General features: G+C 75.7%; 17 protein-coding genes. 10 read left to right on the forward strand and 7 right to left on the reverse strand.

The genetic code is table 11. From position 1 onward, the window contains the following. The first annotated feature begins 148 nt into the window (after positions 1-148). The gene (locus tag ACQPYX_RS10175; protein ID WP_433802787.1) at positions 149-1,363 is read left to right on the forward strand and encodes a glycosyltransferase family 4 protein; all 1,215 of its coding nucleotides are present in this window, start codon (positions 149-151) and stop codon (positions 1,361-1,363) included. Here the strand turns inward: ACQPYX_RS10175 and ACQPYX_RS10180 are convergent. Next, positions 1,360-2,301, reverse strand: coding sequence for a helix-turn-helix domain-containing protein (locus tag ACQPYX_RS10180; RefSeq protein ID WP_433802788.1), 942 nt, complete (start codon positions 2,299-2,301; stop codon positions 1,360-1,362). The two genes, ACQPYX_RS10175 and ACQPYX_RS10180, sit on opposite strands and share 4 nt — an antisense overlap. 284 nt (positions 2,302-2,585) lie before the next feature. Beyond that, the gene (locus tag ACQPYX_RS10185) at positions 2,586-3,464 is read right to left on the reverse strand and encodes a hypothetical protein (protein ID WP_433802789.1); all 879 of its coding nucleotides are present in this window, start codon (positions 3,462-3,464) and stop codon (positions 2,586-2,588) included. A gap of 98 nt (positions 3,465-3,562) precedes the next feature. On the opposite strand from ACQPYX_RS10185, the gene ACQPYX_RS10190 reads away from it, so the two are divergent. After that, positions 3,563-6,700, forward strand: coding sequence for an AAA family ATPase (locus ACQPYX_RS10190; protein WP_433802790.1), 3,138 nt, complete (start codon positions 3,563-3,565; stop codon positions 6,698-6,700). Positions 6,701-7,110: 410 nt separating this feature from the next. After that, a complete protein-coding gene (locus ACQPYX_RS10195; RefSeq protein ID WP_433802791.1) occupies positions 7,111-7,878 on the forward strand; it encodes a hypothetical protein in 768 nt (255 codons plus the stop codon). 183 nt (positions 7,879-8,061) lie between these two features. On the opposite strand, the gene ACQPYX_RS10200 is transcribed toward ACQPYX_RS10195, so the two are convergent. After that, positions 8,062-8,772 (reverse strand): hypothetical protein, encoded by a 711-nt coding sequence (locus tag ACQPYX_RS10200; protein WP_433802792.1) that lies wholly within the window; start codon positions 8,770-8,772, stop codon positions 8,062-8,064. A 199-nt stretch (positions 8,773-8,971) separates the two neighbouring features. Here ACQPYX_RS10200 and ACQPYX_RS10205 point away from each other — a divergent pair, with 199 nt between their 5' ends. The 6 genes from ACQPYX_RS10205 to ACQPYX_RS10230 all read left to right on the forward strand — a co-directional run bounded on the left by ACQPYX_RS10205 (position 8,972) and on the right by ACQPYX_RS10230 (position 14,970). Next, the gene (locus ACQPYX_RS10205; RefSeq protein WP_433802793.1) at positions 8,972-10,405 is read left to right on the forward strand and encodes a sugar transferase; all 1,434 of its coding nucleotides are present in this window, start codon (positions 8,972-8,974) and stop codon (positions 10,403-10,405) included. A 9-nt stretch (positions 10,406-10,414) separates the two neighbouring features. After that, the gene (locus ACQPYX_RS10210; RefSeq protein WP_433802794.1) at positions 10,415-12,028 is read left to right on the forward strand and encodes a hypothetical protein; all 1,614 of its coding nucleotides are present in this window, start codon (positions 10,415-10,417) and stop codon (positions 12,026-12,028) included. 44 nt (positions 12,029-12,072) lie between these two features. Further along, entirely contained in the window at positions 12,073-12,648 is a 576-nt protein-coding gene (locus ACQPYX_RS10215; RefSeq protein ID WP_433802795.1) for a hypothetical protein, read from the forward strand. 9 nt (positions 12,649-12,657) lie between these two features. Then, positions 12,658-13,482, forward strand: a complete 825-nt coding sequence (locus tag ACQPYX_RS10220) for a CBS domain-containing protein (RefSeq protein WP_433802796.1) — start codon at positions 12,658-12,660, stop codon at positions 13,480-13,482. 216 nt (positions 13,483-13,698) lie between these two features. Beyond that, entirely contained in the window at positions 13,699-14,280 is a 582-nt protein-coding gene (locus ACQPYX_RS10225) for a hypothetical protein (protein ID WP_433802797.1), read from the forward strand. A gap of 90 nt (positions 14,281-14,370) precedes the next feature. After that, on the forward strand, positions 14,371-14,970 hold the full coding sequence (locus tag ACQPYX_RS10230) for an Rv1733c family protein (protein ID WP_433802798.1): 600 nt from the start codon (positions 14,371-14,373) through the stop codon (positions 14,968-14,970). Here the strand turns inward: ACQPYX_RS10230 and ACQPYX_RS10235 are convergent. The 4 genes from ACQPYX_RS10235 to ACQPYX_RS10250 form a co-directional block, all read right to left on the reverse strand. Next, positions 14,967-17,054 (reverse strand): xanthine dehydrogenase family protein molybdopterin-binding subunit, encoded by a 2,088-nt coding sequence (locus ACQPYX_RS10235; RefSeq protein ID WP_433802799.1) that lies wholly within the window; start codon positions 17,052-17,054, stop codon positions 14,967-14,969. The genes ACQPYX_RS10230 and ACQPYX_RS10235 overlap by 4 nt on opposite strands. Beyond that, positions 17,051-18,055 (reverse strand): FAD binding domain-containing protein, encoded by a 1,005-nt coding sequence (locus ACQPYX_RS10240; protein ID WP_433802800.1) that lies wholly within the window; start codon positions 18,053-18,055, stop codon positions 17,051-17,053. The genes ACQPYX_RS10235 and ACQPYX_RS10240 overlap by 4 nt, the downstream gene beginning before the upstream one ends. Continuing rightward, entirely contained in the window at positions 18,052-18,573 is a 522-nt protein-coding gene (locus ACQPYX_RS10245; RefSeq protein WP_433802801.1) for a 2Fe-2S iron-sulfur cluster-binding protein, read from the reverse strand. The genes ACQPYX_RS10240 and ACQPYX_RS10245 overlap by 4 nt, the downstream gene beginning before the upstream one ends. A 120-nt stretch (positions 18,574-18,693) precedes the next feature. Beyond that, positions 18,694-19,299, reverse strand: a complete 606-nt coding sequence (locus ACQPYX_RS10250) for a DUF4190 domain-containing protein (RefSeq protein ID WP_433802802.1) — start codon at positions 19,297-19,299, stop codon at positions 18,694-18,696. A 200-nt stretch (positions 19,300-19,499) separates the two neighbouring features. Here ACQPYX_RS10250 and ACQPYX_RS10255 point away from each other — a divergent pair, with 200 nt between their 5' ends. Next, positions 19,500-19,988: a thermonuclease family protein gene (locus tag ACQPYX_RS10255; RefSeq protein ID WP_433802803.1), complete on the forward strand. Its 489-nt coding sequence runs from the start codon at positions 19,500-19,502 to the stop codon at positions 19,986-19,988. Positions 19,989-20,061: the final 73 nt, after the last annotated feature.

Below are 20,061 nucleotides of genomic sequence, written 5' to 3' on the forward strand. Positions count from 1 at the left end.
ATCGGACATCGAGCGTGGTATCGACCGTGATCCGGCGCCCGTGTGGCGTAGACCTGGAAACCCTGGGATCTCTTTCCAGGGTGGCCCGCGGGCGGGGTGTCGACCATGCGTGAGGAGAACGTCCGCGAGCAACGAGGGAGCCGCACCGATGTCGGCAGCGCTCGACGTCTGCGTGATCGGCATGCACTACGCGCCCGAGCACACGGGCAACGCGCCGTACACCACGGGCATGGTCGGCGCGCTGCACGCGGCCGGGCACCGGGTGCGCGTGGTCACGGGGTACCCGCACTACCCGGCGTGGGAGGTCACCGCCGGCTACACCGGGCTGCGTCGCCGCGAGGTGATCGACGGCGTGCCGGTGACCCGCGTGCGTCATCCCGTCCCCGCCGTGCCCGACGCGCGCCGCCGGATCGTCATGGACGCCGCCTTCACCGCGCACGCCGCGCTCGTCGGCGGCCCGCGGCCCGACGTGGTCGTCGCCGTCAGTCCCGTCCTGCTCACCGTGCTCGCCGGTCTCCGGTGGCGCCGCGATGGCCGGACCGTGCTCGGCGTCGTCACCCAGGACCTCTACTCCCGCGCGCTGACCGAGACCCGCATGACGTCGTCCCGCATGGCGTCGCTCGGGGCGCGCCTGGAGGGCGGACTGCTCGCGCGGGCCGACGGCGTCGCGGTGGTGCACCCGTCGTTCGTCCCGACCCTCACCGGGCTCGGGGTCGACGAGGCGCGGCTGACCACCATCCCGAACTGGTCGCACATCGCCCCGCCGACCCGCGACCGGACCGCGGTCCGCCGCGAGCTCGGGTGGCGCGAGGACGAGGTGATCGCGCTGCACGCCGGGAACATGGGCGTGAAGCAGGGCCTGGAGAACCTCGTCGAGGCGGCGCGCCAGGCCGACCTGGCGGGCTCCAAGGTGCGGTTCGTGCTGCTCGGCGACGGCAACCAGCGTGCGCGACTGGCCGAGCTCGGGGCGGACGTCGAGCGCCTCACCTTCCTCGACCCGCTGCCCGGCGACCGGTTCCCCGACGCGCTGGCGGCCGCCGACGTCCTCGTCGTGAACGAGGCCGAGACCGTGGCCGAGATGAGCGCGCCGTCCAAGCTGACCTCGTACTTCGCGGCCGGCCGGCCGGTGGTCGCGGCGTCCTGGGCGCGGTCGGCGGCCTCCGCCGAGCTCGCCCGCGCCGACGCGGGCCTGCGCATCGACCCGGGCGATCCCGAGGCCCTGCACGCGGCCGTGCTGGCGACCGCCGGCGACGACGACGCCGGGGAGCGGGGCCGGGCCTACGCCGCCGACGCGTTGGGCGCCGGCCGGGCGTACGCGGCGTACGTGGCGTGGGTCGAGGGGCTGGCGGCGCAGCGCCGCTAGGGCACGCAGCGCGGCAGACCCCGCCCGCCGCGGTCGCCGCGCACCACGTAGACCTCGGAGAGGTAGCCGGTGCGGCCGTCGGGGAAGCTCGCGCGGTACCAGAGGTCGGACTGGGCCCGCTCCGGGTTGCGGCCCTGGTCGGGGTCGGCGAGGTCGACGTTCCACATCATCTGGCCCTGCGTCCAGCAGTTCGCGACGATCGCGGCCCCCGAGGCCATCTCCGTGCCGGGCACCTTGCACGAACGGCTCGGCGACGCGCAGTACGACAGCGCCTCGGTGGACAGGTAGGCGGGCGTGCGGTCCTCGACGAGCCGGTCGGCGCCCAGCGCGACCTTGTTCTGCACCTCGATGGCCTCGACGGTCTGCGGCACGACGGGCGGGTCGGGCACCGAGACCCGACCCAGCACGAACCCGAGGGCGAGCGCCACGACGATCGCGGCCGCCACGAGCAGGGCCGGGCGGCGGCGGGTGCGTCCGCCCGATGTCAGCGGCGGCACACGGCGGTCGTCGGACCTCACCAGGTCGCCACGCTCGTCGGGAGCCCCGGCCTCGACGGACGTCAGGAATGGCGCAGCGCCGACGTCGGGCGTCAGGACGGCGCCGTTCGCACGGGGCGCGCGCTCGTCGTCCTGCTCGTCGTCCTGCGCCGCCCCCGGGGGCGGCGGGGGAGCGCCGAGCGTCGCGCGCAGTGCGTCCCAGCGGACCCGCCACGGCGCGGGGTCGGCGTCACAGGCCCGGACGTAGTCCTCGACGGTCTCCCAGCGCGGCAGGTGGCGGCCGGCCGAGGCGTCGGCGAGCGCCGTCTTCGAGCGTCCCGTGCGCCGGGCCATCGTCGTGAACTTCGGGCTCCCGGCCTGATCGCGCAGGGCGCGCAGGTCGCGGGCGAACTCGACGAGCGGACCGCCGGCGGGGTCGAGCTCACGCTGCGGTCGGGGCACGGTGGTCCCTCCGGACGTCGTCGGTGTTCCTCCCGGACTCCATCGACCCGACGACCCGCACAGTTACCCGTTCGGGTGACCGCTCCCGCCCCGGCCGAACGGTCCGGGATGCCCCTCGAGACCCCGGAACGGCGGCCCCGACACGAGCGCGGGAGCGGTCACGCGGAGCAGCTTTCCGGGCCTCGGATCTCCCCGGAAGTGAAGCGGACAACCCTCTGGTCCGCCGGACAACTCCGCAGCGTCGCCGGACAACTCGATGTGTGACCACCGTGGGGTGCCGCCGATCAGGGTGGCGGGGGCAGTGGCGCGCCCTCGCCCCGGATCAACTCCACGTGGTCGGCCGTCCACGGTGCGTCGAGCAGCATGCGGGGCGTGACGAGCGAGAACGGCAGCCGCGGCGCGCGCCCGTCGTCGTCGGGAACCGTCCGCGGGGTCCGCCGGCCCTGCGACAGGGCCGGCCCGTCGCCGCGCAGGAACGGGCTGAGCAGGATGTCGACCGCGGCCTGGTCGAGGAAGGTCGGCATCGCCTCCTCCACGGCGGCGAGCATCCGGTCGTAGGGCGCCTGGAGATCGTCGTCGGTGAGCCAGCCGAGGGTCCGCACCAGCAGCGAGTCGAGGAAGCCCTCCTGCACCGGCGGACCCGACGCGGGGCGCTGCGGGTCGGGCGGTCGGAGGACGTCGGCCGGGAACGGACGGTCGTAGAGCCGGGTGACGAGCTCGGCGCAGTAGAACTGCCGGCGCTCCGGCACGCCCTCCCACGCCGTGGCCGCCTCGACGGCGAGCTCCCGCACCCGCCGGGCCTGGGCGGGGTCGAGGTCGGGCGCGAAGGTGGCCAGGGCGATGGCGACGATGACGAGCTTGGGCACCGAGAAGGTGCCGTCGTCGTCCGGCGTGCGCCAGGTCGCGAGCCGCTCGAGCGCCGCGTCGCGGTCGACCTCGGGCCGCACCGCGAGGCGGTACACCGACTGGCCGAGCGCCCAGAAGTGCGAGACGTGGTCGCCGCGGATCCCGCCGAGGTCGAACGGGCGGGTGCGGCAGAACGACATGTGGGCGGAGGCGACCCGGCCCTCGCCGTCGGCGACGGCGATCGCGGAGTGCGAGAAGCCGGAGCCGTCGAGCCGCGTGATCATGTCCCCGAGCGGTTCGCCGGGGATGGGGGTCACCAGGAGTATGTCGCCTGCCTGGATGTGGTCTACTCCGATGACCGTCTCGGACGTATGGTCGGCGTAAGAGGTCACTGGCGGTTACTCCTGGGGGAGCGTTGACGGAGATCCGTCTGCTGGGCGAGGTGGCGGTGGCGGACGCGCCGCCGCTGCGCAGCGCCGTGCTGCGCTCCCTGCTCGCCCAGCTGGCGTGTGATCCGGGCCGGCCGGTCGGTTCGGAGACGCTCATCGACGAGCTCTACGCCGAGGACGCGTTGCCGAAGAACCCGCCGGGAGCGCTGCAGATCCAGATCTCGCGACTGCGCAAGTGGGTCGCGCCGGCGACGGTCGCGAGCACGGGCGGCGGGTACGTCCTGGAGGTCGGGCGCGACGACGTCGACCTCACGCGCTTCCTCGACGCCGCCCCGGGCGACCCGGCCGCCGCCCTCGCCGCCTTCGGCGGTGAGCCCTTCCCGGGCTGTCGGCTCGGGCGGCGGCTCGACGCCGAGCGTCGTCGGGTGCTGCGCTGTCGCGACGAGGCCGTCGAGGCCCACGCCCATGCGCTGCTCGAGGCGGGCGCCGCGCGGGAGGTCGTCGCCCTGACCGCCGAGGTGCTCGACGCGGACCCGACCCACGAGGGGATCGTCGCCGTCGCGGCCCTCGCCCTGCACGCGGAGGGCCGCACCGCCGAGGCGCTGCGCCTGCTCGCCGACACCCGCCGTCGGGTGCGCACGGAGCACGGCGTCGACCCCGGCGAGGTCCTCCGGGACGCCGAGCGGGCCGTCCTGGACACCGAGCAGCGGCGTCGCCGCGACGTGGTCGGCCGCTCCGCGCCGCTCGCCACCCTCCGCGAGGCGCTCGACGACACGCGGGGCGGCCGGATCGTGATCGTCGCCGGGGAGGCGGGCATCGGGAAGTCGACGCTGCTCCGCGCCGCCGCCGAGGAGGCGGAGCGGCGCGGTGCCACCGTCGGCCGCGGGCTCTGGGAGCACGACCAGGCACCGTTCGCCGCGTGGGTGCAGGCGCTGCACGCGGTCGGCGTCGCCCCGCCGTCGCTGCGCGACCCGACCCCGGGCCGCACGTTGCGCCGCCGGCTCGCCGCCGCGTCCGCGGACGGGCTGGTGCTCGTCGTGCTCGACGACGCCCACCGGGCCGATCCGGCGTCGCTGCACGTCCTGCGCGGACTGGGTGGGGCCGGGCTGCCCGCCGGGGTCGTCGTGCTCGTCGCGGCCCGCGAGCCGGACACCACCGCCCACCGCGCCTGGAGCGACACCGCGGCCGACCTCGTCCTGCTCGACGGGGTGCTCCGCCTGCCGCTCGGCGAGCTCGACGAGGCCGGTACCCGGGCGATGGTCGAGGAGTCCATGGACGGGGACGCGACGGGGGAGCGGCTCGTCGCCACGCTCTGGGCGCGGACCGCCGGGCACCCGCTGCACCTGTCGGCCCTGCTGGCGGAGCTGCGCGACCTTCCCGACGACGACGCGCGCGAGGCCGCGACCCGCCGCGTCCCGGCCCGGCTGCGTCCGCTGCTCGACCACCAGCTCGGGGGCCTGCCCGAGCGCTGCCGGGTCGCGCTGGAGGCCATGGCCGTCCTCGGGCCGCTGCCGGTGAGCGAGCTCGCGGACGCCGTCGGCACCGACGGGCGCACCCTCGCGCGGGACCTCCGACCCGCCGTCGGGATGACCCTCGTGGAGTCCACCGCCGACGGCTTCGCCTTCCGGCACGACCTCACCGCCACGGCCGTGCTGGACACGGTGCCCGCGGTCGAACGGGCCCAGCTGCACCGGGCGCGCCTCGCGGGGCTCGGCCCGGACGCCGAGCCCTTCACCGTCCTGCGGCACACCGTGGGCGCCGCGGCCCTCCTGCCCGCGGCGGCCGTCGCCGACGCGCACCTGCCGGCCGCGCTCGCCGCCTACCGGGACGGGGCGCTGTCCAGCGCGCTCGAACTGCTCGACACCGCCGCGGCTGCGACGTCGCGGCCCGCCCACGCCCGCCTGCTGCGCGGTCTCGTGCTCGAGGGACTGGGCCGGGTCGACGAGGCGGCGGACGAGTTCGACGCGGTCGTCGCCGACCCGGACGCCGACGTCGGCGACGCCGTCGCGGCCGCCCTCGGCGACGACGCGCAGGGGCCCTCGGTCGCGGGGCGCCCGCGGCGGCTCGAGCGGCTCCGGCGCGTGCACGCGCTGCCGCTGACCGACGTGCAGCGGGTCCGGGTGCTGCGCGGGCTCGTCGTCGAGGAGCAGCAGCTCGACATCGAGGGCAGCGCCGCGCTGCTGGACGAGCTGCTGGCCCTGGGCGGCGCCGCCGACGAGCCCGTCCTCGCGGCCGAGGTCGCGGTGACGGAGGCCTACCTGCAGCTCGGCGTGTCCGTGCCGGCGACCGAGCGGGTGGTCACCGCCCGCCGGGCGGCGCGGCTCGCGCGGGCGGCGGACCGGGTCGCGCTGCGCTTCGAGGCGGACGAGCTGCTGGTCGCGGCGCTCGTCGGCAGTGGCGACCTCGCCGAGGCCCTCGACCTGCACGCCGCGCTCGTCCCCGAGGCCGAGCGCCGGCACCGGCCCCGCACGATGTGGGCGGTCCGGCTGGTCGAGGCGTCGGCGATGCTGGCGGAGGGCGAGATCGACGCGGCCGACCAGGCGGCGGGCGAGGCGTTCCAGCGCGGAGCGGAGCTCGGGATCGCGGACGCGCTCGGCGCCCTGGGGGCCCACCTCGTCATCCGCCACCTGCTGACCGGCAGCCTGCCGGTCCTCGGTGGCCTGCCCGCCCGCACCGCCGCCGACTACCCCAACGTGCCCGCGTGGGCGGCCTGCGCGGCCGTCGACGCGGTGCAGGGCGGCGACCCTCCGACGGCCGCCGCCCACCTCGCCGAGTTCCACCGTCGCCGCGAGGGGCGCGAGTCGGGCCTGTTCGACCGCGTCGGGCTCTGCCTCGCGGCGTGCGCGGCCTTCGCGCTCGACGACCGCTCGACCGCCGACCTCGTCCTCAAGGCCCTGCCCGAGGACCCGGGCGCCACCGTCGTGGTCGGCATCGGGGCGGCGTTCCTCGGCCCGGTCGACCTCTACCGCGGCCTCGCGCTCGCGGCCCGCGGTGACCCCGAGACCGCGTACCGGCACTTCCGCGCCGCCGCCGACACGGCACGCGCCCTGGGCTGGACGCCCTGGGCGCAGGCGGCGGAGGGTTTCGCGGAGGTGACGGCCCCGGGGCGGCCCTCCGACACCCCGGGACCCCCGCTTCCCCTGGGACTCCGCCGGGAGCTCTGAGAGCGTCCCGTCCCGACCGGCGTCCACCGGTCACATGGAAGCGTGTCCGCCTTTCCAGAACCTTTCCTGCACGCCCGGCGCCGCGCGCGCAGCCCTCGGGGGTCGGGGTCGGCAGTTTGCCGCATCGGACGACGAATTCGTGCATGAACCCGATCGTGTCCGGGTAACTCGCGTGGCTCCGTGCGAGGTCACGAATTGTCGATCTGTTCGGAAAAGGCGTTCCAGACAGGGTTCGCGCTGGTAGCGGCGTTCTCGCGACAGTTTCTGGCCTTTTCTTCGGTATCTCCGTCGCCCGTCCGTGATGTCTTCGTTATTCGTCGTCAGCGACGGTCCGTGACCGTCGCTTCCCGGTTCGGGGGACACCGGGTCCTCCTGCCGTGCGATGTCCAGGGACGATCGAGGAGGACCTCATGGGTGCACACAGCGCTCCCCGCCGTCGCGACGGCCGGCTCGCCACCATCGCCGGCCGCGGCGCGTTCGCCGCCGTTGCGGCGTTGACGGTCGCCGGTGGTGGCACCGGTGTCGCGCTCGCCGGCGAGCTGCCCGAGCAGTCGACCAGCACGACGCACGAGGGGCAGCACGACCGGCAGCACGACGGCCACGAGTGCGGCTGCGGGCACGAGCACGGCAAGCACGAGCACGGTGGGAAGCACGAGCACGGTGGGAAGCACGAGCACGGCGGGAAGCACGAGCACCCCGAGCCCGAGAAGCCGGGCGGGATGCTGCCCGGTCTGCCTGACCTCCCGGGTCTGCCGGACCTTCCGGATGGGGAGCTGCCCGGTACTCCCGAGACGCCGGACCCGGGGACGCCGGGCAGCGAGGACGACACGACGTCGCCGCCTCCTGCCGACGAGGCCGAGTCCGACGACACCGGTGGTGGCGAGACCGGTGGCGACGACACCGGTGGTGGTGAGACCGGTGGCGGCGAGACCGGTGGTGGCGAGGGCGACGCGACGACGCCGCCTGCTGGCGAGACCGAGGAAACCGGTTCTGACGACACCGGTTCTGACGACACCGGTGCCGGCGACACCGGTGCGCCGGAGGAGGAGGGCCTGCCGAAGCTCGACGGCGACGAGGACAGCACCGGCGAGGGCGGCCAGGTGAGCGACGAGGACACGGAGGACGCGGGGAGCACGCCGGACGTGACGACGGAGTCGATCCTCGCCGACGTCATGTGACCCCGTGGTCGGGCCGGCGCGAGGGGGGCGGCCCGACCCGGGCGGCCGGACGTGTGTGGCATCGGGTGCACCTGAGTGACCCGCGTGCCACACACGTCTGCCGGCTGCACATCGTCAGTGGCACGGAGCGCCCGCGAGGGCGCTCCGTGCCACTGACAGCCACCCGGGCGCCGCAGACCCGCGTCAGCCCACCCGCTGCCAGGTCCCGGGCGTGGTCTCGGTCCACACCGAGGCGGCCGTGTCGGTGACGGCGTCGGGGACCGGGGTCGACAGCAGGGTGCCGCGCGCCTCCTCGTCCGGCGCGAGCGTCGCGACACCACCCCCCGACGTCCGTGCCTCCAGCACGCACGCGCTCGCCGGCAGGCCCGGGTAGGACGCCGCCGGGGAACCCAGCGGCGACACCGCGGGCCGGTTCGCGCACAGCACCGCCGACGGCCCCGTCGTCACCGACTCGGGCAGCGACGCCAGCGAGACCCGCACCCGCAGCGACGCCAGCGGGTTCGGCGCAGGTGCCCCCGAGGTGTTCCGGACGACCAGCGGCGCCAGCAGAAGGTGCGAGCCCGCCGTCGACCCCCGGGCGCTCGCCGCGAACGGGCCGACCCCGACCGCGAACGAGTAGCCGCCGAGGCGCACCGGGGTCCCGGGCGTGACGCCCTCGCCCGCCAGCACCGGCGGTGGGGGACCGCCGACGGCGGCCGCGCCCGAGCCGGTGTCCGAGTCGGACAGGAACGTCAGCGCCAGCACCACGACCAGCACCGCCGCGAACACGCCCAGCACCACGAGCACCGGCACCCGGCCGCGCCCGCCCCAGGCGGTGCGGTCGCCCGGCCAGTACCCCGCCTCCCCGTCGTGCCGGTCGGACTCCGGGAGCTCACCGAACGGCGATCGCGCCACGCGCACTCCTTCCCGACGACGGGTCCGGCCCCACAGCCTGCCATCCACGGGGTCGTGCATCACCACGGCCGACCGTGACCGAAAGCGACATACTCTCCTCGCGTCATAGCCCGTTCGGATGTACGTCGACTCCTCGGAACGGAGCAGTGCTGCGAGGTCGCTACGGGGCGCGACCGCGACCGAGGGGAAGACGTCGCGGATGGGGATCGACGTGGGGACGTGCTCGGCGGAGCGGGTCGCACCGCCGACGCGGGAGGCCCGGGCCTGGCGGGGGCGGCTGCGGCGGGCGGTGGTCGCCACCGACCTGACGCTCGTGCTGGTGATCACGGGCGTGGTCGGGGTCGTCGGGGTGACGTGGCGGCAGTGGGACGTCGCGGGCACCGCGCTCGGGGCGGTCGCCGCCGTCGTCACCGCGGTCGTCCTCATGGCCGCCCTGCACTGCTGGGACCCGCAGGTGCTCGGTCAGGGCTCCGAGGAGTTCAACCGGCTCGCGCGGACCTTCGTGCGGGCCACCCTGCTCCTCGCGCTCATCGGGTTCGTGGTCAAGGCCGACGGACTGCGCCCGTGGGTGGTGGGCGTGCTGCCCGCCGTCGGGGTGGCGGTGCTGGTCGGGCGGTGGCTCGTCCGGCGGGTGCTGCACCGTGCCCGCCGCGAGGGCGCCTGCATGGCCCGCGTGCTCGTCGTCGGGACCCCCGAGGCCGTGGCGGACCTGGTCGCGCGCACCGAGCGGGTGCCGTGGCACGGCTGGCGCGTGGTCGCGGCGTGCACGCCGACGGGCGAGGGGGCCGCGGCCGTGCCGGTCGTCGGGGACCTCGACGACGTCGCCCGCCACGCCGCGACCCACGACGTGGACGTCGTCGCGGTCGCCCCGGCGCCCGGGTGGAGCGCGAAGCGGCTGCACCGGCTGGCGTGGGACCTCGAGGGCACCGGGGTGGACCTCGTCGTCGACCCGGGTCTCATGGAGATCGGCGGGCCGCGGCTGCACGTGGCACCGGTCGACGGGCTGCCGATGCTGCGCCTGACCGAGCCGCGGTTCTCCGGCACCACCCGGGGGATCAAGGCGGTGGTCGACCGGGTCGGGGCGGCGGTGCTGCTCCTCGTGCTCGCGCCGGTGCTGCTCGCGATCGCGGTGGCCGTGCGCCGGGACGGCGGCCCGGTGTTCTACCGGCAGGAGCGCGTCGGCGTGCACGGCCGGACCTTCCGCATGGTGAAGTTCCGGTCGATGGTCGTCGACGCCGACCGGCAGGTCGACGCGCTGCCGAACGAGGGCGCCGGGCCGCTGTTCAAGCTGCGCCGCGACCCGCGGGTCACGCCGGTCGGCGCGGTGCTGCGCCGGCTCTCGCTCGACGAGCTGCCGCAGCTGTTCAACGTGCTGGGCGGGTCGATGTCGCTGGTCGGGCCGCGGCCGCCGCTGGCCCGCGAGGTCGCGCGCTACGCCGACGACGCCCGACGCAGGCTGCTCGTGCGTCCGGGCATGACGGGGCTGTGGCAGGTGAGCGGACGCAGCGACCTGAGCTGGGAGGAGTCGGTGCGCCTCGATCTGCGGTACGTCGAGAACTGGTCACCGGCGCTGGATGCCACGATCCTGTGGAAGACCGTCGGCGCGGTCCTCGGATCGCGGGGCGCCTACTAGGGGAGAGGCATGGGCACGCTCTACCGCGCGATCTGGGCCTCCGACGACCCGGCCGCCGTGGAGCTGGCCGACGACGCCTTCACCCGCTGGGCGGAGCGGGCCGCCGAGCGCGACCACCGCCCGCTCACCCCGCCCGGACCCCGCACGCGCACCAGCAAGCAGGACCGCTACACGCTGCGCCGCGACATCCACCGCGACCCGACCGACACGAAGATCACCGCGATCGTGCGGGCCGTGTTCATCGCGAACCGGCGCGACGGCATCCGGTGGACGACGACGCTGCGCACCTGGTCGGGCGGCACCGCCGAGCACGAGGGTGCGCGGGCGTGGGTGTGGGTCGACGTCGACGCGTCCACCCACCACCCGAACGAGCCGATCGTCCCGCGCCCGCCGATCTTCGTCGGGGAGCTCCTCACGGCCACGAAGGCCGTCCGGCAGGGGGTCCCGCTGCGGGCGACCCCGATGCGCTTCCGGGGTGCCGACGGCGCCGAGGAGCTCGCGGACCTCGTGACCCTCGACGACCGCGACGTCCCCGTCGTCGTCCTCGCCGACCTCGGCGACGATGTCGGAGTCGACGACGGACGGGTACTCGACGCGGTCGTCCGGCGCACGGTGCGCGACGTCGCGGGCCTCGCGCCCGTCGCGGTCGTCGACCCCGAGGGCGCGTCGGCGCTGGCCGGGGCGCTCGGCGAGGACACCCCGATCGGTCCGGGCGGCCTGCGCGTGTACCTCCCGGGCTTCGACCCCGCCGCCGGGGACGAGGGCGACGACGACCACACCCTCGACGTCCGCGCCGACCGGTTCTGGACGAAGCCGGGCCTCGCCGGGCGGATCGTCGCCGGGGTCGTCGCCCCGCTCTCCACCGGCCGACGCCCGCCGGACTCCTACGACCGCGCCCGCGCCCACCTCGACGCCCAGGCACCGGCCGCCCTCGGCGCGACGCTGGAGAAGGCGACCGCCCGGATCGCCGACCTCGAGCAGGAGCTCGCCGCCGAACGGTCCGTCGCCGAGGGGGTGCTGGAGGAGTACGGCGACCTGGAGCACGAGGTCGCGAGCCTGCGCGACCAGCTGCGCTCGCTCTCCGGCGAGCTCGCCCGCGTCCGCGGCGAACGCGCCGAGGCGGGGCTGGAGGACCTCGACGTCGCCCCCGTGCACGCCCGCGACTGCACCGACGCGGCCGCCCTCGCCCGCAAGCACCTCGGGGAGTACCTCGTCTTCCCGACGAGCGCCGGGGTCGACCTGGAGCTGCTCGACCGGCAGTCCGCGGGCGCGGCCTGGGGCGAGCAGGCCTGGCGGGCGCTGCGCGCGCTCGCCTGGTACTCCCGCGCCCGGTCCCGCGACGGCATCGAGGCCGACTTCTTCCAGTGGTGCTGGAACTCCGGGCACCCGATGGCCTGGCCGGCCAGCCCCCGCAAGCTCGCCATGCGGGAGTCGAAGTCGGTGATGGACCGCTGGCCGGACACCCGCACCTTCGACGTCGACGGCGAGCCGCGGATCGTGGAGTCCCACATCAAGATCTCGTCGGCCGGGCTGGCGCCCCGCATCTACTTCACCTGGGTCGAACGCACCCGCTCGGTGCACGTCGTCTATTTCGGCAGGCACCTGCGCAATACCATGACCTAACGTCGACCCCGACACCGGGCCCCCCGGGACGACACGGAGGCGACGTGACCCAGCTCGACCGGACCACCCCTGACGTCGGGGCCGTCCCCGCGCCGCGCCGCCCGCTCGAGCCCTGGACCCCGACGCCGCCGAGCGGCATCCGCTGGCTCGACGCGGAGCCCCCGGCCCCGCCCGCCCCGCCACGGCCGGCCCGACGACGGGTCGCATGGCTCGTGCTGGCGGTGGTCGCGCTGCTCGGGATCGGCGGCGCCGCGGCGGTGCTGGACACCGGGCCGCGGACGATGACCGTGCAGGGGACGGTGCTGGTGGCGGTGTCCGGCCTGACGCTGCCGGGGGTGCCGTGCACCGCGCAGCCGGTGTCGGGCTGGACGATGTCGGTCTTCGGTGCGGACGGCGGGATCGTGGGCTCGGCGACGGTGCCGCGCACCGGGTACGCCGTGGACCAGTGGGCGACGCGGAGCCCGTACGCCGACGCGTGCCGGTTCGACGTGCTGTTCACCGACGTGCCGGCGGGCGACGCGACGTACCGCGTCGGCGTGGGTCGCAGCGTCGCCGACTCGCAGCCGTTCTCCCGCGAGCAGCTCGAGCGGACGGGTGCGTCGATCACCTACGGCCGGTAGGACTCCGGGGTGCGCGCGAGTGCGGTGATGACCCGGGGCGTCGTCACGGTGTCCCCGGGCACCTCGCTGGACGACGCCCGCGCGCTCCTGACGACCAACCGCTTCTCGGCGCTGCCGGTGACCGAGGGCGGGCGGCTGGTGGGCATCGTGACCACGCTCGACCTGCTGCGCGCCGAGGTGACCGGGCGGGCCGGGGCCCGGGTCGCCGAGTTCATGACCCGCGACCCGATGACGGTCACCCCCGACACGCTCGTCGGGATCCTCGCCCACCGCATGCGGCGCTACGGCGAGGTGCGGGCGATGCCCGTGGTGGAGCGGGGGCTGCTGGTCGGGATCGTGACCCGCGGCGACCTGCTGCGCACGCCCGAACGCCGCTCGCTGGTCGACCGGCTCCTCGGCACCCCCGACGTCGACCTCGACGTGCCCCCGCCCGACCGCCCGCGCGCGGGCACGACCGCGGGCGAGGTGATGACGCCGATCGACCGGTGCTGGGTCGCCGACCCCTCGACCCCGGTCGGCGAGGCCGCCGCGTGGCTCTCCGCGCAGCGGTTGTCGGCGCTCCCCGTCCTCGACGCCGACGACCACCTGCTCGGGGTGGTCAGCGAGGCCGACCTCCTGCCCGACCGGCTCTCCGGCCGCGGGCGGGCGCCCCGCACGTGCGGCGAGGCGATGACGGCCGGCGCCACCGCGGTGCGCCACGACGTGCCGCTGACGAAGGTCGCCAAGGCCATGGTGCGCCGCCGCTACCGGTCGCTGCCGGTGCTCGGTGCCGACGACCGGGTGGTGGGCATGGTCAGCCGGGGCGACCTGCTCCGGGCGCGGACGCCGGGCTGAGACCCGGACCCCGGCCGGGGTCCTCGACCGTGCGACCCGGCGGGCGGCATACTCCGCCGCACGATCGGCCGGTGGGTCGACGGGCAGGGCCGGAAGGGGGCGCCGGTGGTCGAGCAGCGCGACACGCCTCCGGCCGGTGAGCCCCTCACGGTCCGCATGCCACCGACCGGTCCGACCCCGACGGCCGCGCCGGCCCCCGGGCCGGAGCCCACGCTGGTGAGCACCCCGCCGACGGGACCCGCACCCGTCGTCGCGACGGGGCCCCGGTGGCCGGTCCTGGCGCTGGTGGGGCTGCTGCTGCTCGCAGCCGGGGCCGCGGGCGGCTGGCTGGCGCGCGGGGTGACGGACACCGCCGTCGCGGCGCCGGCCCCCGCGCCCGTGGTGGCCACGACGGTCCCGCCGACCAGCACCGTCCCGCCCGCGCCGGTGGCCGGCCCGCCGATCGTGCCCGCGACGAGCACCACCGCCGGCGACGGTCCCGAGCTCGGCCGCAGCGAGGGCGACCGCCGGGGCTACGGCGCCCGGCAGCCCACGGAGATCGACGGCGGGAGCGACCGCGGCCTCGTCACCGGGATCACCTGGGAGGACTGGGGCGAGGACCGGGCCACCGGTCGTGGCACGGCCCTCTACCGGCCCGGGGACGAACCCGACGCGCGCGGGGTGCAGGACCGCGCGACGGTCGTCGCGTTCGACCTCGGCGACTGTGACGGCGAGGAGGCCTACCGCCGGGTCACGTGGTACTTCCCGCAGCACGGCGAGTCGTTCCGGGAGTCGGAGGCGCAGGACATCTGCGACTGAGCGTGACGATCCGGGCCGGGACGACGGCCGATCGCCTGCGTTCCGTCACATCGCGGACTGGGGTGCGTGGACCCCGGGAATCCATCGGCCATGGCGACGGTGCGTGCAGCCGGGCGGATCCGGACGGCGCTCTTCCCGCGGCGCAGCGCGTTGCGGCGGTCCTCCGACCGGATCGAGACGGCGGCGCTGCGGTTCGCCGTCGTCGTGCTCCTCCTCGTGATCCCGTGCGCGATCGTGCTGGGCCAGCGCGGCGCCGAGGACGCGCGGGCCGCGGCCGACGCGACCCGCGCGATCGCCCACCCCGTCGACGCCACCGTGCTCGCGGCCCCCGCCGTGGCGAGCCCCGCGGTCGGCTACACCGGCGGGCTCTCCGACGTCGACGTCGCGTGGGTCGAGCCGGACCTGACCCGGCACACCGCGTCCGTCCCGGCCGCCCCGTCACTGGAGACGGGCGAGACGATGCGGCTGTGGATCGGGCCCGGCGACCGGCCCGTGGTGCCGCCCGCCAGCGCCTCCGACGCGACGATCGAGGGGGTCGTCGACGCGGTCGGGGCACTGGTCGGGGCGGTCCTGGTGCTGGGCTCGGTGCTGCTCGCCCTCCGGTTCGCGCTGGACCGCGGCCGGATGCGGGACTGGGACGCGGACTGGTGGACCTTCGTCCACCGCCGCGACCGGGGCACCACCGGCTAGAGCAGACCCGACGTCAGGACGTCGTCGCAGGTGATCGGCAACGACCGGACCCGCACGCCGGTCGCGTGGTACACGGCGTTCGCGACGGCCGCGGCCACCCCGACGATGCCGATCTCCCCGATGCCCTTCGCGCCCATCGGGTTGACGTAGGGGTCGTCCTCGTCGATCCACTCGGCCTCGACGACGCGCACGTCGGCGTTGGCCGCCACGTGGTAGCCCGCGAAGTCGTGGTTGATCACCTCGCCGAAGCGGGGGTCGACCACGCTCTCCTCGTGCAGGGCCATGGACAGCCCCCACACCATGCCGCCCTGCAGCTGCGACCGGCCGAGCGCCGGGTTGAGGATGCGCCCCACCCCGAACATCCCGAACAACCGCGGGACGCGGATCTCGCCGGTGTCGGCGTGCACGGCGACCTCGGCGAACTGCGCGCAGTGCGCCGCCATCGCGTACTCCTCGGCCCACGGGTTGTCCGGGGTCGCGGCGTCCGCGTGGTCGCCCTCGTCGGGGGCGTCGCCGTACTTGTCGCGGAACCGGTCGGCCGCCTCCACGACGGTCGAGCCCCACGACGCCGTGCCCGCCGACCCGCCCGCGAACGACCCGACCGGCACCTCCGTCGACCCGATCTCCACCGCGATCGAGCCCACGTCGACGCCGAGCGCGTCCGCCGCGATCTGGGTGAGCACGGTGCGGGCGCCCTGCCCGATGTCGGACGCGCCGATCGCCACGACGTAGCGGCCGCCGGTGAAGGTGATGTCCGCGGTCGACCCCGGCATCCGGAAGGCGGGGAAGGTCCCGCAGCCGACGCCGACCCCGTGCCACCAGCCGTCGACCAGCCGCCGCCGCGGCGCCCGCTCCCAGCTCGACCACCCGAACCGCTCGGCGCCCGTCCGCAGGCACTCGACCAGTCCGCGCGAGGAGAACGGCAGCCCGGTCTCCGGGTGCACCTCGGGCTCGTTGCGCACCCGCAGCTCGATCGGGTCGAGGTCCAGCGCGACCGCGAGCTCGTCCATCGCGCACTCCAGCCCGAAGCTGCCCGGGGCCTCGCCGGGGGCGCGCATGTAGGTCGGGGCGTCCAGGTCGAGCGGCACCGCCCGGTGCGAGGTGCGCCGGTGCGGCGCCGCGTACATCGACCGGGTCGACCCGCCGGCCGGCTCCACGAACTCCTTGTAGCGCGCGGTCGCCCCCACGACGTCGTGCGCGACGACCTGCAGCCGCCCGTCCGCCGAGGCGCCCAGCGACATGTGCTGGACCGTCGCCGGCCGGTACCCGACGGTCTCGAACATCTGCCGCCGGCCCAGCGCGAACCGCACCGGGCGCCCCGGTACCGTCCGGGCCGCCAGCACGGTCAGCACCGTCCCCGCGTGCAGGAAGCCCTTCGTGCCGAAGCCGCCCCCGACGTGCGGGGAGCGCACGGTGACGTCGCCGACCTCGACGTCGAACAGCGTCGCGAGCGTCTGCCGGGCGAGCGCCACGCCCTGGCTCGCCTCGCGGACCTCCAGCCGCCCGTCGACCCACGTCGCGGTGGTCGCGTGCGGCTCCATCGGGTTGTGGTGCTCCATCGGCGTCGCGTACGAGGCCCGCACGACGACGGGTGCCGCGGCCAGGGCCGCCTCCGGGTCGCCCTGCCCGGAGTCGGCGGGCTGTCCGTTGCCCAGCGCCGAGGGCGTGTAGGCCTCGGCGTCGGGGTCGAAGCCTGTCGTCGACGGGGCCTCGTCCACGCTCACGACGACGAGCCGCGCGGCCTCCGCCGCGGCCTCGGCGTGCTCGGCCAGCACGGCGGCGACGAACTGGCCGCGGTGGTGGATCGTCGTCCCCTGCAGGACCAGGTGCTCGGGGTCGCCGGTGTCGCCGAGCCGCGGTGCGGTGCGGTGGGTCAGCACCGCGACGACCCCCGGCACGGCCTCGGCCGCGCTCGTGTCGATCGCGGTGATCTCGCCGCGCGCCACGGTCGCCTGGACCGGGTGCAGCGCGAGCGTCCCCGCGGCCACGGTGTCACCGGCGTAGGCGGCCGTGCCGGTGACCTTCTCCGGGCCCTCGATCCGCCGCACCGACGTGCCCATGCTGCGGGCGTCCATCGTCGTCATGCCGTCCCTCCGGCCAGGCCTCGCAGGGTGCTGACGACCGTGCCGGTCACCAGCGGGAGCTTGAACGCGTTGCCGCCGAGCGGACTCTCGACCGGCACCGCCGCCTCGAGCTCCGCCGCGATCGCGGCGCGGAACTCGTCGTCGGTAGCGGGACGACCGCGCAGCGCCGCCTCGGCGGTCGTCGCGCGCCAGGGCTTGTGGGCGACGCCGCCGAGCGCGATGCGCACGTCGACGACCGTCCCGTCCCGCACCTCCAGCGCGACCGCCGCGCTGACCAGCGCGAACGCGTACGACGCCCGGTCGCGCACCTTGCGGTAGGTCGAGTTCGCGACGGCGGGTGTGCTCGCGGGCAGGTCGACCGCGGTGACCAGGTCGCCGTGGGCGAGCACCGTGTCGCGCGTCGGGTCGTCGCCGGGGAGCCGGTGGAACTCGCCGATCGGGATCGTGCGTGCCCCGTCCGGGCCGAGGACCTGGACCTGCGCGTCGACCGCGACGAGCGCGACGGCGAGGTCGGAGGGATGCGTCGCGATGCAGTGCTCCGAGGCGCCCAGGATCGCGTGGTAGCGCGCCCAGCCCTCGCGCGCCGAGCAGCCCTGCGAGAGGTCGCGCTTGGTGCACGGCGTCGTCGGGTCGGCGAAGTACGCGCAGCGGGTGCGCTGGAGCAGGTTGCCGCCGGTGGAGGCCATGTTGCGCAGCTGGCCCGACGCGCCGGCGAGGATCGCCGCGGCGACCGCGGGGTAGCGCTCCCGCACCCGCGGGTCGGCCGCGAGGTCGGAGTTCGGGACGCCCGCGCCGATCCGGAGCCCGCCGTCGTCGAGCTCGGTGATCTCCGTGCTCGTGATGCCGGTGACGTCGACCAGCTGCGACGGCTCGACGACGCCGAGCTTCAGGTGGTCGAGCAGGTTGGTGCCACCCGCGAGGAAGCGGGCCTCGGGGTCGGCCACGAGCGTGGCGACCGCGTCCGTCGCGGCGTCCGGCCGGGCGTAGGTGAAGGGCTTCATCGCTGCGTCACCCCGGCTGCCTCCTCGACCGCCGACACGATGTTCACGTAGGCCGCGCACCGGCAGAGGTTGCCGCTCATGCGCTCGGCGATCTCGGCCCGGTCGAGCCTGACCTCGCCGGTGAGGTCCGCCGTGGCCGCGCTCGGCATGCCGCGCCGGGCCTCGTCGAGCGCCCCGACCGCGGAGCAGATCTGGCCGGGCGTGCAGTAGCCGCACTGGTAGGCGTCGTGCGCGAGGAACGCCTCGGTGACGGGGTGCAGCTCGCCGTCGGTGGCCAGGCCGTTGGCCGTGACGACGTGGGCGCCGTCCTTCGCGACGGCGAGCGTCAGGCACGACAGCACCCGACGACCGTCGAGCAGCACGGTGCACGCGCCGCACTGGCCGTGGTCGCAGCCCTTCTTCGTCGTCGTGATGCCGAGCCGCTCGCGCAGGGCGTCGAGCAGGGTGGTGCGGGGGTCGACGTCGAGGTCGTGCCGCTCGCCGTCGACCGTGATGGACATGGGGATGGTGGTGGTCATACCCGCCTCTGTGTCACGGGACCGGTCCGGTCCGTGACCACCGTGGCACGTCCGCGCCGTCGGAGCCTGGGCGTGGCGGTCCCAGGCTCGGCGGGAACACGGTGCGGCGCCCGGCGCCGCCTATTGCTCCCGCGCGATGTCGATCGTCGCCTCCGACCCGTCGACCGCGGTGACCGTGGCCCGGAAGCGGGCGGCCTGGCCGTCGAGGGTGCCGTCGCAGGTCGAGCTGGCCTCCACCTGGGCCGGGAGGTAGCCGGGGCAGATCACGTCGGTGGCACCGGACCGGGTGCCGACCTCCGCGGCGAGCGCGTCCGCGGGCAGCTCGGGGCCGTAGTCGCCGTCGGCGACCCCGACCGTGCCCGGCCCGACCGGTCCGGTCACCGCCGGAGTCGAGACCGTCGGGGCCTCGGGCACGGACGTCGTCGGGACGGACCGCAGGAGCTGCCCGGCGAGCACGGTGAGGTAGACGGTCGCCGCGATCCCGAGCAGGAGGAACACCACCGACAGCACCAGCCCCGTCGTCGCGAGCCCGCGTCCGGCCTGCCCGGTCCGCGCGGTCTGCCGGCGCCCGACCACGCCGAACACGATGCCCAGCGGCGAGAACAGGAAGGCGAACACGATCGCCAGGATCGCCATCACGTTCGTGCCGTTGGGGCGCGGCGGCGGCACGGGCGGTCCGAACGGACCGGGCGGCGGCGCGGCGTAGGGGTACTGCTGCTGGCTCATCACGGCGTCCTCACGCGAGGAGGGTCGGGTGCCGCCGGACGCTAGTGCGGCCGTGATCACGGCAGGGTGCCCGACGGCGAGATGCCGTAGTGCCGCGGCCGAAAAGCAGTAGTCACCCGATCGGCGCACTGCTCGTAACACCGGAGCAACGGAGTCCGACATCCGCGACATCGGACGACGACGTCGGGGGAGAGGGCACGGTGCGCACGGCGGAGAAGGTGTGGTCGGGGATCGGGATGGCGCTGGTCGGCCTCGTCGGGATCGGTGTCCTGGGCCCGGCCTCGAACGCGACCACCGTGGCCCCGGCGAGCAGCGCCACCGAGGCACCCGCCCGCAGCACCGTCACCGTGACCGACGTGATCGACGGTGACACCGTCCGCGCCGGGAACCAGGTGATCCACGTCCTCGGGATCGACTCCTGCGCCCCCTCGACGCCGGGCGGCGCGGAGGCGAAGCAGATGGCGGAGGCCCTCCTCGGCGGGCGCGAGATCACGCTGCGCGCGGAGCCGGGCATCGACCGTGACGCGTCCGGCCGGCTGCTGCGCCACGTCGACCTCGCCTTCGGCTACGACTACGGCCACTTCATGGTCACCTACGCGCACACCGGCGCCGACGCCTCGAACGGCGGCCTGCGCGACTACGTCGCGAGCCTGCGCGAGGACGACCGCAACGGCCGCTCCTGCGGCTGAGGCGGTCGGATCGATCGGCGTCCTGGAACCTCCGATTCGGAAGGCGACCCGACGCTGGAAAGCGGTCCCGCCG

Origin of the sequence: Actinomycetospora sp. CA-084318 (assembly GCF_050955885.1) — a bacterium.
In the GTDB taxonomy this organism is placed as follows: Bacteria; Actinomycetota; Actinomycetes; order Mycobacteriales; family Pseudonocardiaceae; genus Actinomycetospora.